This is a genomic window from Sphingomonas rhamnosi, from assembly GCF_036663615.1.
Lineage (GTDB): Bacteria > Pseudomonadota > Alphaproteobacteria > Sphingomonadales > Sphingomonadaceae > Sphingomonas.
The window spans coordinates 22,544-38,307 of record NZ_JAXOJJ010000009.1; the positions used below are offsets into that span (position 1 = coordinate 22,544).

At 62.9% G+C, this 15,764-nt stretch carries 8 protein-coding genes and 3 pseudogenes; 7 read left to right on the plus strand and 4 right to left on the minus strand.

Annotated features, from left to right (window positions below; all coding sequences use genetic code 11):
* Positions 1-44: 44 nt before the first annotated feature.
* Positions 45-386, plus strand: a pseudogene (locus U1701_RS16360) (transposase); the annotation flags it as partial.
* 64 nt (positions 387-450) lie between these two features.
* On the opposite strand, the pseudogene U1701_RS16365 reads toward U1701_RS16360, so the two are convergent.
* Together U1701_RS16365 and U1701_RS16370 are read right to left on the minus strand one after the other, a co-directional pair.
* A pseudogene (locus U1701_RS16365) lies at positions 451-1,204 on the minus strand (IS5 family transposase).
* A gap of 44 nt (positions 1,205-1,248) precedes the next feature.
* Positions 1,249-3,621 (minus strand): hypothetical protein, encoded by a 2,373-nt coding sequence (locus U1701_RS16370; protein WP_332783649.1) that lies wholly within the window; start codon positions 3,619-3,621, stop codon positions 1,249-1,251.
* 433 nt (positions 3,622-4,054) lie between these two features.
* Between U1701_RS16370 and U1701_RS16375 the strand changes: the two genes are divergently transcribed.
* The 3 genes from U1701_RS16375 to U1701_RS16385 all read left to right on the plus strand — a co-directional run bounded on the left by U1701_RS16375 (position 4,055) and on the right by U1701_RS16385 (position 6,894).
* A complete protein-coding gene (locus U1701_RS16375) occupies positions 4,055-4,942 on the plus strand; it encodes a replication initiator protein A (protein ID WP_332783650.1) in 888 nt (295 codons plus the stop codon).
* Between the two features lie 643 nt (positions 4,943-5,585).
* On the plus strand, positions 5,586-6,419 hold the full coding sequence (locus U1701_RS16380; RefSeq protein ID WP_332783651.1) for a helix-turn-helix domain-containing protein: 834 nt from the start codon (positions 5,586-5,588) through the stop codon (positions 6,417-6,419).
* Between the two features lie 313 nt (positions 6,420-6,732).
* A complete protein-coding gene (locus U1701_RS16385; protein WP_332783652.1) occupies positions 6,733-6,894 on the plus strand; it encodes a toprim domain-containing protein in 162 nt (53 codons plus the stop codon).
* Between the two features lie 55 nt (positions 6,895-6,949).
* Here the strand turns inward: U1701_RS16385 and U1701_RS16390 are convergent, their stop codons facing one another.
* Entirely contained in the window at positions 6,950-9,538 is a 2,589-nt protein-coding gene (locus U1701_RS16390; protein WP_332783653.1) for a hybrid sensor histidine kinase/response regulator, read from the minus strand.
* Between the two features lie 93 nt (positions 9,539-9,631).
* Positions 9,632-10,441: pseudogene (locus U1701_RS16395) on the minus strand (IS5 family transposase).
* Positions 10,442-10,694: 253 nt separating this feature from the next.
* On the opposite strand from U1701_RS16395, the gene U1701_RS16400 reads away from it, so the two are divergent.
* The 3 genes from U1701_RS16400 (at position 10,695) to U1701_RS16410 (ending at position 15,683) form a co-directional block, all read left to right on the plus strand.
* Positions 10,695-10,961, plus strand: a complete 267-nt coding sequence (locus U1701_RS16400; protein ID WP_332783654.1) for an antitoxin — start codon at positions 10,695-10,697, stop codon at positions 10,959-10,961.
* A 14-nt stretch (positions 10,962-10,975) separates the two neighbouring features.
* Positions 10,976-11,365 (plus strand): type II toxin-antitoxin system VapC family toxin, encoded by a 390-nt coding sequence (locus tag U1701_RS16405; protein ID WP_332783655.1) that lies wholly within the window; start codon positions 10,976-10,978, stop codon positions 11,363-11,365.
* Positions 11,366-11,462: 97 nt separating this feature from the next.
* Positions 11,463-15,683: a strawberry notch-like NTP hydrolase domain-containing protein gene (locus tag U1701_RS16410; RefSeq protein WP_332783656.1), complete on the plus strand. Its 4,221-nt coding sequence runs from the start codon at positions 11,463-11,465 to the stop codon at positions 15,681-15,683.
* Positions 15,684-15,764: the final 81 nt, after the last annotated feature.

Here is a 15,764-nt window from a genome sequence, read left to right on the forward strand (position 1 = left end):
TGTCGGCCCGAAGGCAGCCAGAATGGCTGCGTACAGGAGGCATGATGAGCACGCGCCCGCGCCGGAATCATAGTCCGGCATTCAAGGCAAAGGTGGCGTTAGCCGCGGTGAAGGGGGAAAGGACGCTCGCCGAGTCGGCACAGCAGTTCGACGTCCATTCAAACCTCATCAATGAGTGGCGGGCGAAGCTGCTGGAGAGCGCGGCTGACGCGTTCGGCGCGGAGCAGGCTCCGGCCGAGTCTGCGGTCGATGTGACGGTGTTGCATGTGAAGATCGGCGAGCTGACGCTGGCGAACGATTTTTTCCGGGGCGCTCGGGAAGGCCGGACTGTTGCCAAGCGCAAAGCGATGACCGATCGTTCTCACGATCTGCCGGTCTCACAGCAGCTGGTGAATTGGCTTCCCTGGTCCGTGTTGAAGATTTCGGGTTCCTAGGGTCAGGACTCGTTGATCAGAGCCAGAAGATGACGGTTGCGGCGAGCGCGATAGCGGAGAAGAAGACGGTCGGGCATCGATCGTAGCGCGTGGCGACGCGGCGCCAGTCCTTCAGACGGCCGAACATAATCTCGATACGGCTCCGGCTCTGGTAGCGGCGCTTGTCGTATTTGACGGGGATGATCCGGGATTTTCGGCCAGGTTCAGGGCGTTATGCCCCTTGCCTGAAGAGCGTCCCTGTACCAGTCTGCGTCGTAGCCGCGGTCGCCCAGCAGCCACTGCGCCTTGGGTAGATCGTCGAGCAGCGCGGCCGCGCCGGTGTAGTCGCTGACCTGGCCAGCGGTCATGAAGAAGCTGAGCGGTCTACCTTGTGCATCGGTGACGGCGTGCAGCTTGGTGTTCATACCCCGTTTGGTGCGCCCGATGAGGCGCCCAAGGCCCCCTTTTTGACCCGCAGGCTCGATGCCGTACGGTGCGCTTTCAGGTAAGTCGCGTCGATCATGATCGTCTTGGGCGTAGCGCTCGCGGCGGCCAATCCCTTCATCATGCTGAGGAATACGCCCTTTTCCCCCCACCGCTTCCAGCGGTTGTAGAACGTCTTGTGGGGACCATACTCCCGAGGGGCATCGCACCAGCGCAGCCCGTTGCGGTTGACGAAGACGATACCGCTCAACACCCGCCGGTCATCAACCCGTGGCTTGCCGTGGCTCTTGGAAAATACGGCTCGAGCCGCGCCATCTGCTCGCCGGCAGCCAATACAGGTTGCTCATCCTCGGTCTCCTTGCGGAGCCTGAATCAGATCGCGCCTCTCAAATCAATGGGTCCTGACCCTAGCAAAGACCTGTGGGGCATCCCGCAACTCAAGGGCAAGTCGGCCGTCAGCCGGGCGCGGGACCATGAGCGCCGAGCCGGTGAAGCCATCGGGCACCATTACCTTCTTTCCTTCCTCAACCTCAGCCGAGACGCTGCGGATCAGGTAAAGATCTGACCCGCGAAGCGTGCAGATCGACGGCGTGCCGGAGCAGGTAACCCCGCTGATCGTCGGCAGCCGTACCAAGGTCGCAAGTGGCTGCCAGTCGCCAGCGCTCGTTTGCTGCACTATTCTGTATCGAAGCGGCCCGTAGGCAGACCCTGGCAGCGCCTTCGCCGGATCAAAAACGACGATCGCGACCTGCGGATCCTGCAGATGGACCGGAAGCTCGGTAGTCTTCCCACCCGCTTCCACCTCGATCCTGTCGTCGGCGGTAAAGCGCGTGGCGGCATTTGCCCGCACAGAAAAGACGAGCCGACCGTCAAACGGCACAACGTCGTCGCGGTTGAGGTCAAGTGCCGTCGTGGCCACCCCCGCTCGTTCGATCGATCGGCTGACGATCGCCGCGGACGGGCGCGGCGTTGCTACAGTGACATTCAGCTTCAGTTCGCGACCATCCCTCAGCACGATGCGCACGGGCAGCTTTTGCAGGGGTTGGAGAGCGTTGGCGGCAGCATCACTGATCATGACAAGCCGATCGGACGCGCCGACACGGGTCAGCGCGTCCGGCTTGAACGTCGCGCCGCCAAGATCGAGACTCGCGATCTGATCAAGCCGAGACCCGACGAGCACACCTGCCGCATCTCCGGCGTGGAGGATGAACCCCGAGATGCGGCTTACCTCGGCGAACGCCTTGAGCGCGATGCGCTGCGGCGTGTCTTCGCCATACGAGCGGACGAGCAGCGTCACCGGACCTGGCTTGATGTCGCCAAGCGGCACCTTCAGGGCCAATCGGTCCTGCGCATCCGCCGTCCAGCTGACCGGTCGGGCGCTGCCATCGGCAAAGTTGACCTGGACGTCGGCGACACAAGCCACGGCGCTGCCTGTCAGCGCGATCGGGGCGTCGCGCCCGACGACTAGCGTAGAAAGATCGGCGACCTGCCACGTCTGCTTACCACCCGTTACGAAGCGATAGGTCGGACCGTCAAATGTCTGGAATCCCCACGTGCCATGCAGCGTCCCACTCATCATGGGCGAGGAAGCCGGTGCCAACGCCGCAGACGCGGCGATCGTGAAGCCCCCTAGCGCCGGATCGGCCACAACCGGAATCTCGAGCGATTTTCCCTCAATGGGGTCGAGCCGTACGGCCATGTCACGGGTGTATTCGGTGGCAAAGACGAGCGGAGCGCCGGCCACTGGTAACGTCAGATTGGGCCGGCTCAGACAGAGCGGGGCGTCCCCCGTCGCTTGCAGTCGCGGCGGTGAGGGGTCTGTGACGGGCGGAAGGGCGACAACTAGCACCGACTGCGGCTTGCGGAACGACGGCACCACGTTGAGCAGCAGATCGGTCGTCTCGCCGGCCTGCAGGTTAAGCGCCGGGATGAACTGCAGTTGTGCGGACTGGAACGCCCCCAGGATGCGCGCGAGATCGCGCATTACGCCAATGTATGGGCTATAATAGCCGTACCCGGCCTGCGCGGTGGAGGCGAGCTGCAGAGCGATGTCTGCCGGCTCGCCTGCCAGCGTCTGGGCGATCGAGTTGGTCTGGCCGTCGGCGAGGACAACGGCGTTGCTGCCCTGCCCGAGGCACGCGGCGCGGGCGTCCGGCTGCTGTAGTACGCAGGACGGGTCTACTTTTACCGCGAGGCTTTGTCCCAGACGCGTCGACAGCGCGGCAACCTCTGCAGGGGCGCCGGGGCGAAGATGGTCGAGAAAGGAGGTAAGCCTCGCCCGATCGAGCATCGCCTGGTTCAGTTCCTGCGAAGCGCGGACGAACGCGCCCGGGCGGCCGCGCACCGCCGATGCAACCGCACCGATTGCTCCGCCGGTGTCGGGAACCAGCAGAACCAAGGCCTGCTGCGCTCCTTCCGGGACGACCGCATCGATCGTTGATTTTTTAGGCTTCCAGGTCTGAGCTTCGAACAGCCAATTTTTCGGCGGCGGATTGGTGGCCCCGCGCAGAAACGCCAGCACCAAGCGGTAGCGCGCGCCTTGCTGCGCCGGCAGATCGACCGCCACGCTCACCCGGTCGCCAGCCGAGAGATTGGGAACGCGCGCGAGCGGAAGCGAGGCACCGTCATGCCTCACAGTCACACGCAGTACGGGGCCGACAAGATCGAAAGCGCCGGTTTCCGCGAAAAGCACGGTAGCGGGCAGAGTCGTAGCCGCAAGCGCGAGGACGCAGCACGTGAGCCTGGTCGAGATGGTTTTCAGCACAATGTCGCTGTAAGCGCCCTTGTTGCTGACGGCTATCGCTATTGGACAGCCGCCGAATAGGTTCGTGTGTACGGGGCCCGGGAGATGTCCGCCTATCGTTGGACGCCACGTTCGACACCGAGCGTCAACGGTACAATCTTTCGCGTGTCGTCCGGCCCCGCTGACGTCCTTGAGCCTTTTCCGCGTGAAAGCACGAACGAGCGGCAGCTCGCGTGAGGACGCTAGCGATCTGGACGGGTTTTCCGTGTCAAAGTCAGAGTCATGTGAGCGATCTCGGCCAAATTGTGTCCAGAGCCAGCAAATCCAGGGGGCGTCCCCGCAGCGCTTGCGAATCCTCGTGCTATCACACGGATAACTCCCTCACGGGCGTCCAGCGGGTGGACATCGAGCTTCAAACCCCACAATCTGTCGGCCTGTTTGGATTAACATGGGCATGGCTGAAATCTCGATCAAGCAAGGCGACCTCTTCCCGCTGGACAGTCCCCTTTATGGCGACGTCCAGGGAGAGCGCACGGTTGCGGAGTTTCCGTTCTTCTCGCTATCCAAAAAAGCACAGATGACGCCGATGGTTTTCGAAAGCGGTGACGCCCGCATCGAGATCAATCCCAGCAAAACTGGCGTTGCGACGATCTACGACAAGGAAATTCTGCTCTACATCGCAAGCTTGATGGCAGAGCGTATGGAGTCCGGCGAGGTGGTTGATCGCGTCTGGAGCTTTACCGCCAACGATCTCTTTCGCGTGACCAGCACCAATTCTTCGGCTAGATCCTACACCTCGCTCAAGGCGTCCCTGAATCGGCTCCAGGGCACCCAGATCATCACCAATATCGAAACCGGCGGTGAGGGATCGGACAGCGCGTTCTCGTGGTTGCTGAAGGCTGACATCAAGTACGTAAAGCTCCCGAACGGCGAACGGCGGGTCAAGCGGATCGAAGTCATGGTCTGCGACTGGCTGCACCGTGCGATCCTGACGGATCGCCGGATTGCCGCCTATCACCTCGACTTTTTCAAATTGGGCCCGATCGAACGGCGGCTGTACGAGCTGGCAAAATTCAACTGCGGCGAGGCTGGCGGTTTCGAGGTCGACCTGAACGTTCTTGCCGAGCGGGTCGGTTGTGCGTCCGACAAGCGCGGCCTGGAATATTTCAAGAAGCAATTGAGGGACGTGGCCGAGCAGGACTCACTTCCCGAATATGTCGTCACGCTTGCCGAGGAGAAGATTCCGTCTCCCCGGGGCGGCCGCCCACGTATCAAAACTGTCGTGGCACTGAAGGCCCGCCGCGATGCGCTGGAGAACGCAGCGCTTCCAAACCCTCAATGATCGAACGCAACCAGTTTTCCGTGTGAAAGCACGAACGCGGATGCCGAGGGCGATTCGTCGGGGATTATGTCTCCTTCCCGACGCCAATAACCGTCTTGGCGGCTGCCGCCCTTCTCCACCATTGCCTACCCCGGCCATCCGGCAGGGGTTCTCCGGGTGAAAGCACGAATCTAAGTCGGGTTTTCCCCGTGAAGACACGATTCACGTCGGTTGAGCCCCCCCTGGAGGTTGGCGATGGTGAGTTGCGTGAATCGCAAGTCGCTCCTCGTCGTCCGCAAACGCTGTCACGAAGGATCGGCAAGGGGTTCGGGTTCGCCGCAGGGCGCGAGGACAGGATCTCGGTACGCGTTTGCTCTCCTTCCCGAGAGCATGGCGGTACCGCAGCACCCAGCCCCGCAGGCAGTCGCATCTGCCAGCCGAACGGGGATGAAGACAGCAAAACGGGGACGATCATGACCGGATAAAGAAAACCCGGCTCGAAAGCCGGGCATTCAGTTAGCTCTACTCTGGCACACGCCGGCAAGCGTGCGCGATCGGTCAGAACGATCCGTCAGATAGCCGTTAGCGGCAGCTTTCGCAAGAATGCGCGTTTCGCGCCACGCATTTTCTTTGCCTGTCCATGCCCCAAAACCGGGGAAGAATGATGGCAGCTATGACGGTTGGAGCGGCATCGCTCCAAGCGCTGGGAGCCTTGCGGCTCGGGCGCAAGGCACGCTCGGGATCGGTGCATCGCACGGGCGCGCCTGTTCTCAGGGACAGCGTCGAAGCGGGAACGTTCGAAGATGTGTTCTTCGCTACCCCCGCGAAAGGCGAGACCGATTCCATCCTGCGCGCCGCACGGCGCGCGCTGGATGCGGGTAAGCGACTGAGACGTGATGCGCGGGCCGATGGTCGCCAACTTACAGGTCTTGAGCGACACCTGACCGCACTGACGAGCGGAACTGTCCGGGTTCTCGAAGAGATCCTGACGCTTGCTCGGCTCAACGCTGGCCGGGTCTACCCGACCTACGAGTACCTCGCCGAGGCGACGAGCCTGGGTCGCGCCACCATCGCGCGCGCTCTCCATGTCTTGGATGCTATCGGCTTCGTCGTCCGCCAGCGCAGATTCAAGCGTGTCGAAGCGCAGGGTCCAGGGCCACGATACGAGCAGACGTCGAACGTCTATCGGGCATACCTCCCCTCGTGCATCATGCCATATCTACCACGCTGGATGCGACCGGCTCCCGTCCCCGACGACATCCTTCAGCAGGAAGCCGACCGAGTAGAAGACACGCGGCAAATGTTTTCGCGATTGGACTGCCGCGATCTCGCGCTAGCTGTAATTTCAAACGGACCGTTGGCGAAGATCCTTGCCAAGCTGGGTGCGGCTGTCGACGAACGTGAGCGCGAGTATCAGAATGATCCGCAACCGCTCATAGATTCCTATGAAACCAGGAATGATAGAGTTGGCCTTGACGGCCAACGCGCAAAAGCCTGACGGAGTCGGGATACAACGACACCGAACCCATCCAACATCAACTCAAGATCAACGGACAGGAGTGCCGGCTACGCCGTCACGTGCTCCCGAGAGGAGCATGCGTTTTCTGTGGTTCTCAAATGGCAGGCTTCGTCTTTGTTGATCGGTTGAAATGGGATCGAGGACGACGAGAGCGGTGTCTTTACGTGTCGATCGTCGCCTCGCGGGTTCAATTATCGGCCCGATGCGCCGCTAATTTCCGTCGCGGATATATGTCCGTTCTTTACGCGCAGACTCCCTCCCACACCCAGGGAGCGTCTCCGCCACCGAGAATGTGGATCGCGGACGCGCTGCCGATCGCCTGCTCGCCAAGGCGCGCGACCATCTCACCGCGAACGGCCGCGAGCTGGTCAGCTGCGTGCCCGAGCATCACGACGATTGGAACGACGCCTGGAAAGCGCATCTTTCGTGCGGTATTCATCCCACTTCGGGGTAAAGTGATCTGAAGGGAGCGGATGAAACAGCGGGGCGACCGCTAAATCAAACGGTCTTCAAATTGCAGCGCGGATTGATTCGACCGCAGCGCGAATTTTCTCGGTGCGGTCTTCCGCGATCCAGTTGTCAATACCTACTTCGAGAGCGTGTGCTTGATCCCCAAGCGCAGCTTCGTCAAACATTCCGGCAGACCCGGCGAGCTTGTGCATCATCTCCGCCACCTCGACTAGTTCGGGCTCTAAATATTGCCCGCGTTGAACAAGGTCGTCGAGCGCCGCTAGCGCCTCTTGCTTGCGGACTGCGTAGCGTTCGCGCGCCGTGGCACTCGGACCCGAGCCCGCATACGGAATGGCGGGGAGCGGTCGTGCGGTCGAGGAAGAATGGCCCCAACGGCGCAGCGCCGCCTCCAGGGCAGCGAGCGACACCGGCTTGGCAAGATGATCCTGCATTCCGGCGGATAGACACACAGATACATCATCGGCGTAAGCGTTCGCCGTCAACGCGACGATTGGCAGCTCACTGGCGGTGATCCCCTGGCTACGGAGTTGCCGCGTGGTTTCCGGACCGTCCATTACGGGCATCTGGATATCCATCAAGATGACATGATATGGTCGCCCCACTGTGCGAGCTGCATCAACCATAGCAACAGCCTCGGCACCGTCGGCGGCTATCGCGGAGTTGTATCCCAGCTGCCGCAGCATCGCCACGATCAGCAGCTGGTTTACATCATGGTCCTCCGCAACAAGCACGCGGCGGCGCTCGTCGGAACCCACGGGGCTCACGTCGCGATCAGAAGCCCCGATGCCGTCGACGGTTCCTGGCACCGATCCAACTTCGTAACCGGTGTGTTCGTCGATTTCCCCGGCCACAAGCGGCAACGCCAGCGTAAAGCGCGAGCCGCGCCCCGGAGCACTGTCGGCGGCCAGTGTTCCACCCATCAAGCCCGCAAGCTGCGCGCTGATCGGCAGGCCTAGCCCGGTGCCGCCAAAGCGTCTCGCGGTTCCGGTTTCTGCCTGCACGTACGTTTCGAAGATCGCTCCGATACGAGCCGGATCGACGCCAATACCAGTGTCTTCTACTTCGATGACGAGCGTGACTCCGGCCGCTGTTTCGGCGGGAGCGGCGCGCAGTGTGACTGATCCCTGCAACGTGAACTTGGCGGAATTGCCAAGTAGGTTGAGAATGATCTGCCGAAGCCGGAGGCCATCGCCGAGGATAATCTTTGGTAGAGCATCGGAGATCTCCACGCGTAGCGCCAAACCCTTTTGCTCTATCGCCGGCGTGACCAGGCGGACGCATGCGTTGAGCGCATGGTGCAAGTCGAACGGTTCCGACGCAATGTGCATTTGCCCGGCTTCGACCTTGGAAAGATCCAGAATATCGTTGAGCAGCCGCATCATTGCGCGACCTGAGTCAGCGATCAGTTCAGCTTGGCGGCGCTGCTCCGGACTGAGGTTGCCGGTAAGAAGCAGTTCGGTAAACCCGATTACACCGTTCATGGGCGTGCGAATTTCGTGGCTCATATTGGCAAGGAAAATCGACTTCGCATGAACAGCCGATTCTGCACGCTGTCGTGCCGCCCCCAGATCAAGCTCAAGCTGCTTACGCTCGGTTATGTCGCGCACGGCGGAGATAATTTCGTCCGGCTGTCCATCCTCCCCCCGCACCAAGCCGGCATTCGCCTCCACCCAGCGCCATGTACCGGGGGCGTCAAGCCGTACCGTTCGGTAAGTGAGCAGCAGGCGTTCGCGTTCACCGCTACGGAGCAGCTCAAGCGCATGCCTGACAGTGGACTCGTCCTCGGGATGTATACCGAGCATGAGGCTGCGCCCAATGACCCGCGCCGGATCTAGCCCGAATACCTGTTGAGTCGAAGGAGATGCGTACCGAAAGGTGTCGTCAAGCCCGACCCGGAACACGGCATCGGTCGCATTGTCTGCCAACAATTGAAGCTGCGCCTCGATCAGCTCACGCTTGCGAATATCGTCGGCCAGTTCGTCGTTCGCGGCACCTAGCGCCCGCATACGCAGCATTCGATCGTGCCAGACGAATCCAGCCAGCAGCAAGATCGTCACTATACTTGCTATAAGAGTGTCGCGCGCGAAACGCTCGAGGCGGAGTGACCGCGCAGCACGCTGCTTCCATAATAGCGCTTCTTCATTATCGACGCGGTTGATCGAAGCGATAATCTTCTTGCTCGCATCGCGATTATCGGGGCTGTCGATAAGTCGCCGAGCATCACGGGCACGCCCCTCCAGCACCAGCTTTAGGGTGCGTTCCATTTCGGCAGACCGGCGACTCGTCGCGCGGCGCAGTTCCCTGAGGTTTCGCTGCTGGCGCGGGTTGTCCTTGGTCATCGCCGTAAGCGCTGCGAGCTGCACTTCAGCCTCGCTTTGCGCAGCCCGTGCCGCGCTTAGGTCTCTTGCATTTTCGGTCAGCAGGAACCCTCGCCGGGCAACCTCCGCCCTGAGGCCAAGAATCCGCGCCTGCGCAAGCCGCTCTCGCACCTGCACGGTGTGATTCACCCATTGGTCGGATCGATCCTGCTGCCAACGCAAACCCGTCGCTGCGAGCCCGCAGAACAGCAGCAGTCCGAACGTCAGCATAACGAGATAGGACGAGCGCTCGCGGTTCAAAACGGACATGGATGCTCCCATTAGCACCACCAGCCTACGCCACCGGTGGTTAAGCAAGTTCTTAGGAGCCGTCTGGCGCAGCCTAAGAGTCCGTTTCGAATCTCATGTGGAACGAGCCACGCCTCGGATGAGCATCAAGACTGATGCGGCGTATAGGAAGGCGATGGCGGATCGGATGGTCTGTTCGAAGTCCTTTGCGAGGCGCCGGTTGCGATTGAGCCACGCGAATGTCCGTTCGACGACCCACCGCCGTGAATGCACGGCAAAGCCGGTCTGGTCGGCGAACTTGCGGACAATTTCGATCCCGATCGACGTCGCCATAGCGACACGCGCGCGGGAATAGGCGCTGTGGGCATAGGCAAGCTTCACGAACGGGTGCCGACCACGCGACAGCTTGAGCAGCGGCACGGCACCGTCTCGATTCTGGACGTCGGCCAGATGCACCAGCAATTCGGGCGTTCGGCCGTCAGTGTCGACCATGGCATGGCGCTTCGCCCTCTGATCTTCTTGCCCGCGTCGTAGCCGCGCGGACCGCCGGCCTCGGTGGTCTTCACGCTCTGGCTGTCGATCACAGCCGCCAAGGGCACCGGCTCGCGACCGACCCGGGCACGATCCATCTGGAAAAGGTGGTGGTTCAGGCTTTCGAACACGCCTGCGTCGCGGAGTTCGACGAACCAGCGATAGACGGTGCGCCACGGCGGGAACCTGTCGGGCAGAAAGCGCCACGGACAGCCGCCCTAAGTACATAGAAAATCGCGTCGAGCACGTCGCACAGTGCCACTGACGACGTCGCCCCCGATCGCTAGGCTTGGGCAGGAGCGGCGCTACAATTGCCCACTCCGCATCGGTCAGATCGCTTCCATAGCGCAGGGCTGCGCGGCTATGCAGCGCGCGGGCTGTCGGGTTCCACATGATGTCTTCCAGGTCTGGTCTCGCAGCCGCCCGGAGTCACATCGAAGCTCGATCGTCGACCGTTACACTACCGTTCTGACACGGCCTCTGAGTGGATGCATAGCCGTGGTCAAGATCTTTGGAACCGGGAGCACTGGTAACGTCATACCCGCACTTCTTGCCTGATGGTGACCGTCTTCCGGTTCAGAAATCACCTGTTTGAAAAACGCCACCAGTGCAGTATATACATGGCATATCCCATGGAGCTTGCGGTATGGCCGAGCCAGCACTGAACCGTGACATTCGCGAGGCGAAGCTTTTCCGTAACAACCGAAGCCAAGCCGTCCGCATCCCTGCCGAGTTCGAGTTTTCCGGCAGTCGCGTGCTGATCCACAGGGAAGGCGACCGGCTGATTATCGAGCCGGAACCGCGCCCGAACCTGCTCGACACCCTTAGGTCGCTGTCTCCCCTTGATCCGAGAGACGCCTTTTCCGACGACTTAGATGGGCCGTTGCTGCCGCTCAAAGACGTCGAATTGTGAGCCGCTCGCGCTATATGCTCGACACCAACATCGTGTCGGATCTGGTACGCAGCCCCCAAGGTCATGTTTTCGACCGGATCGCCGCGGTCGGCAGCGATACTATGTGCATCAGCATCATTACGGCCGCCGAATTGCGCTATGGATGCGCGAAGAAGGGATCGCCCCGGCTACTCGCGCAGGTCGAGACCATCCTCGGCAGCATAGAAATCCTCCCCTTCGATGTACCGGTCGACGCTGAATATGCCGGTATCCGCGCCGAACTTGAGGCCGAAGGCAAGCCGATCGGGCCGAATGATCTGTTGATCGCAGCCCACGCCTATGCAGCAGGGGCGACGCTGGTGACGGCCAATGTCGGTGAGTTCGAACGTGTCCGCGGGCTGCACGTGGAGAATTGGCTGGCTTGACGGGCGGCGCGGCCGGCCAGCCTGTATTGAGAGGAGAGGGAGCCTTCGGCTTGTTGATCCGGTGATGAGCACCGGGCGATAAAACCGGAGGCCCTCGATGCGCACTTCAGCCGCAGCTCTCGAACTCGATTTCACCGAACCCTCGATCACGGCCGCCAAGGCGGTCGCCGACACCATCGCCAGAAGCGGATCGCTCCAACGCGACACGCTGCTGTGGGTCATGGAGCAAGCCTATGGCGGATCCTCGGCCGACGGTCGCTGGTCGCTTCGCGACGCTTACGACATGCTCGAACTCGCCGAGGTCATGCACCTGGCGAAGGCCGACCTGCCGTCCACCCCGGGCGATTGCCTTGCCGCGCTGACCGCGCTGGTCGCTGGCCTGCCGACGCATACCGTCCGCAGCGAGGAGCAAATCGAGCTTCAGCAATTCTCGACGCCGGCGCCGATCGCCTACCTCGCTGCGCTCGCTGGCCGGATCGCGACCACGGACCTGGTTCTCGAACCGTCTGCCGGCACCGGACTCCTCGCGGTGTTCGCACACCGAGTCGGCGCGCGCCTCGTCCTCAACGAGATCGATCCGGCCCGCGCCGAGATGCTCGCAGCCGCCTACCCGGGCGTCGCTGTCACGCGCCACGACGGCGAGCTGATCCACGATCTACTCGAACCGAACATCCGGCCAACGGCCGTCCTCATCAATCCTCCGTTCTCACGCAGCATCGGTCGCCACGCCGACCGCCAAGCAGCGTTTCGGCATCTTCGCGCCGCATTGATGCGCCTTGGCACCGGAGGCCGCTGCGCCGCCATCCTCCCCGATCGCGTCGACACGTCTGGTCGCGCCTGGGGAAAGGCGATCGAGGGCTGCACGCTGACGCTGCACCTCGAACTGCCGGCGTACGCCTACGCGAAGCATGGCACCAGCCAGACCGTGAAGCTCATGGTGCTGGAAAAGGGGACCGGCACGCCTGCGGAGCTGATCCGCTGCGCGACGCTCGCCGAGGCGCTCGCGGCGATCGCCGCAAAAGCCGCTCCGGTTGTGTCCCCACCTGTCCCCCGCACGGCCTCGCTGCTCACCCGTCCGAGCGGGCGCAGCTCGCTTCTTGGCGGCTTGGCGAACAAACCGCGCCTGAGCGCACCACCCGCAAAAGCCGCGCGGTCACAGACCGCGACCCCGATCGACTACACCGTGTTTGCCGAGCCACTTCCAACCGGCGAGTCTGTCGGTGTGTACCTGCCCTACCGGCCGAGCCGCATCGCCATCCCCTGCGCATCCGCGCACCCGACCGCTCTGGTGGAATCGATCGCCATGGGTTCGATCACAGCGCCGCGTCCGATCTATGTCCCTACGCTGCCGCAAGCGGTCGTCGACGCGAAGACGCTCTCCGACGCGCAGCTCGAGACGCTGATCTATGCCGGCGACGCCTTCGAGCGCGACATCCCCGGACTGTTCAAACCCGTCGAGGAGGGGCTCTCGATCGCACCATCGGAGGATGGCCGTCCATACCGCACCGGCTTCTTCCTCGGTGACGGCACCGGCGCCGGCAAGGGCCGCCAGGTCGCCGCGATCATCCTCGACCAGTGGCTGCGCGGTCGCCGCAAGCACATCTGGGTCTCCAAGACCGAGACGCTACTCGAAGATGCGCGTCGCGACTGGTCCGCTGTTGGCGGTCTCGCGCTCGACATCCAGCATCTCAACCAGTGGAAACTCGGCACGCCGATCGGCGCGGCCGAAGGCGTGCTGTTCCTCACCTATGCGACGCTGCGCTCCAATCGCGGTGACAAGGGCACACGGCTCCAGCAGATCCTCGAATGGGTCGGCGACGATTATGACGGCATGATCGTGTTCGACGAAGCGCACGAGATGGCTGGTGTCGCAGGCGGCGAAGGCCGCTTCGGCACCAAGGACGGCTCCGATCAGGGGATTGCCGGCGTTCGCCTGCAGAACCACCTTCCCCGCGCTCGCGTCCTCTACGTGTCCGCGACCGGCGCATCGGACGTCAACAATCTGGCCTATGCCACGCGGCTTGGCCTGTGGGGTCCGGGCACGGCGTTCGCCGATCGCCGGACCTTCGTCGACTCCCTGCGCCGGGGCGGGATCGCCGCGCTGGAGCTGATCGCGCGCGACCTGAAAATGCAGGGCCTCTACGTCTCGCGTGCGTTGAGCTTCGCCGGCGTCGAGTACGACATCCTCGAACACAAGCTGACCGTTGACCAGATCGAGGTCTATGACGCCTATGCCGATGCGTGGGCGATCATCCACAGCAACCTTCGCGCGGCGCTGGACGCGACCCGCGTGACGGACAGCTTCTCGAACGACACCTATAATAGCGGCGCCAAGGCCGCTGCGTTGTCGATCTTCGAGTCCACCAAGCAGCGGTTCTTCTGCCAACTCCTGATCGGCATGAAGCTGCCTTCACTCGTGCCCGCGATCCGCGCCGATCTCGCCCGCGGCGAGAGCGTCGTGATCCAGCTCGTCTCGACGTCCGAGGCCATGCTCAACCGGGCACTTGCCGCGCTGACCGTCGAAGAGCGGGCGAACCTCGACATCGAGCTTTCGCCGAGGGAGTTTCTCATGTCGTACCTCACAGCCGCCTTCCCGGTTCGGCAGATGAAGACCTTCGTCGACGAGACCGGCAAAACGCGCTCCGAACCCATGTCAGACGAGGACGGCCGCCCCGTCTTCAGCCAGGAGGCGCTCGAGATGCGCGACAATCTCCTCGAGCAGCTCTGCGCGCTGCCGATTGTCGGATCCGCGCTTGATCACATTATCGGGCATTTCGGTACCGATGCGGTCGCCGAGGTGACGGGGCGCAGCCGGCGCGTCATCATGGACGCCCACGGCCGCCAGCGCGTCGAAAGCCGCTCGCCCCGCACCAATCTCGCCGAGACCGACGCCTTCATGCGCGGGCAGAAGAAGATCCTGATCTTCTCCGACGCTGGCGGCACCGGCCGCAGCTATCACGCGAGCCTGACGTGCGAAAACCAGTCGCGCCGCAACCATTACCTCCTCGAGCCGGGCTGGCGTGCTGACGCCGCCATCCAGGGGCTGGGACGCACGCACCGTACCCACCAGGCCACCGCACCGCTGTTCCGGCCGGTGTCGACCGACTGCCGGGGCGAACGTCGCTTCATCTCGACGATCGCGCGCCGGCTCGACAGCCTGGGCGCGCTCACCCGCGGCCAGCGCCAGACTGGCGGCCAGGGCCTGTTCGACCCCCGCGACAACCTCGAAAGCGATTATGCCAAGGAGTCACTCGAACAGTGGTTCCGCCTGCTCGCCAATGGCAAGCTGCGCTCGACCACGCTGGACGAGTTCCAGAAACTGACCGGCCTCGAGCTGGAGGGCGAAGGTGGCGGGCTCAAGGAGGAGATGCCCCCGATCCAGCGCTGGCTCAACCGCATCCTTGCGCTGCGTATCGCCATGCAGAACGCGATCTTCGACGAATATCTAGGGCTGATCGAGGCGCGGATCGAGGCGGCCAAGGAGGCCGGCACGCTCGATCTTGGCGTCGAGAGCATCAACGCCGAGCGCATCACGATCCTCGATCGCACCGTCATCCGGCGCGACCAGACCAGCGGCGCCGAGACCGAGATCCTTCGATTGGAGACCGAGGAACGCTACAAGCCGCTCGCGCTCGATCGCGCTTTGCGGATCCTCGGCGACGACGCTCGCCCGATCGTCAACCGCAAGTCGGGCAAGGCCGCGATCCGGTGCAGCACCTACTCGCTCACCGACGACGATGGCGAGATCGTGCGCCGCTACGAGCTGGTGCGCCCGACGCGCACCGAACGGATGCGGCAGGATCTTCTCCTAGAGACGATGTGGGAAGATGCGAGCAAGGAGGAGTTTGCCGCGCTGTGGCAGGCCGAGGTCGAGGAGATGTCGGGCAAGACCCGCACCAACACGCTCTACCTCGTCACCGGCCTGCTCCTGCCGGTCTGGGACCGCCTGCCCGACGATCACGTCCAGGTCTGGCGTCTCAATACCGATGACGGGCAATCTTTCCTCGGCCGCATCGTCCCCGCCCCGCTCGTAACCAAGCTCGCGGACGCCTTCGGCATCGCCGCGACCATCACGGTGTCGGGTGCCGAGACCGCCAAGCACGTCATGGGGACGGCTGAGATCACCGCGCTCGGTGCGTACCGGCTGAAGCGCAGCCTGGTCGCAGGACAGCAGCGCCTCGAACTGCTCGACTGGCCGCACACGCGGTTGGCCGAGCTGAAGGCAGCCGGATGCTTCACCGAGATCATCCAGCACAAGACGCGGATGTTCGTCCCCGTGGCGACGGCTGCGACCGTGATCAACCGCATCACCGCCTGACCCGAACAGGGCTCTCTTCCCGGGTCACCAAAGGGAGGGGAGGGAGCCTTCGGCTTTGTGAGCTTGATGAGCAGGCTTGCG